Source organism: Escherichia sp. AM3, assembly GCF_032029835.1.
GTDB lineage: Bacteria > Pseudomonadota > Gammaproteobacteria > Enterobacterales > Enterobacteriaceae > Escherichia > Escherichia coli.
Map to the genome: position 1 here is coordinate 1 of NZ_JAVUPQ010000305.1, position 1,335 is coordinate 1,335.

The window sequence follows — 1,335 nt, forward strand, 5'->3', positions numbered from 1 at the left end:
GGTCTGGCGTCATCCCAACAAAATAAACATACAGAACTGGCACCAGGCGATCCGGGACTGGGTAAATCAGTTCTGATTAATACGTTGTCGGAAATACAGATATCATCTGCTCAGAAAAACCTGCCCTTCATTGCCTATATCGATAAGGGATACAGTGCTCAGGGACTGGTTCAGCTTATTCGCGACTGTCTTCCTCCGGAAAGAAAAGACGAAGCTGTCGGTATTATTCTGAGCAATGATCCGGAATACACCCGTAACCTTTTTGACGTGATGTACGGCGCTAAAAAGCCTATTACGCCGGAAAAGAATTTCATGTCATCTGTGCTGTGTGCTCTCTGTGTCGATACCGGTACCGGTCAACCCTGTAACCCCGGAGACACCCGACAAATTATCAACCAGCTTATCGAGCTGGCTTTTAAAGAGTACGGTGAAAATAATCCGCGACTTTATCGCGCCTCAACGGAAGAACTGGTGGATTCAGCACTGCAGGACTCGGGACTGTATGAAAAACATGATGCAGCCTGGTGGGCCAGATCAACCTGGTTCGAAGTCCGGGATATGCTCCACAATGCCGGGTATATCATGGCGGCTCAGCGGGCACATTATCAGGCAATGCCCCAGCTTCCCGAAGTGTCCTCGATGCTGGGCCATACCAGTCTCAGGGATGTTTTCGGTACTGTTCAGCGTGATGGTTCAAACGAACTTCTGCTGGACTACATCCGCCGCGCTCTCGAGCAGGGACATAACGACTACCCCATGATATCCGGGTATACCCGGTTTATGATCAACCCGGAAACCCGGGTCATCGCTGTCGATCTGAATAATGTTGCCGGTGACAAAACGCCTGCAGGCAGGCTTAAAACCGGCATCATGTACCTGCTTGCAGGTCAGATCGCCGGTGGTGACTTCACCCTGCCACAATACAGGGATGAAGTGTTAAAGCAGCTTCCACGGGAATACCATGAAATCGCTCTTAAACGTATTAACCAACTTGATCAGGAGGTTAAGACAAAAGTTTATGATGAACTGCATAACGCCCGGGGCATTGACTTCATCTGGGAAAATCTGGATACCCAGGAGCGTGAGCAACGCAAGTTTGCTATCCGCACGGTTCTGAGTACGCAGTATCTGAGGGACTACCCGGAAAGCGTTCTTAAGTCAGCAAATACTCTCTGGTTAATACGCTACAAACCCGAAGATATCCCCGTACTGAGGGATAACTTCAACGTGCCTGAATTTATGCTGAAACGCTTCCTGAAAATGCCGGAAGGCCCGGCACCAGATGGTAGTGGTGTTCCAGTACTGTGAGTAATCAGGGTAAAAAGAGGCACGAGT

1 pseudogene is annotated in these 1,335 nt (G+C 49.5%); it reads left to right on the forward strand.

From position 1 onward, the window contains the following. Positions 1–1,305, forward strand: a pseudogene (gene traU / locus RTW80_RS25325) (IncI1-type conjugal transfer protein TraU); the annotation flags it as partial. Positions 1,306–1,335: the final 30 nt, after the last annotated feature.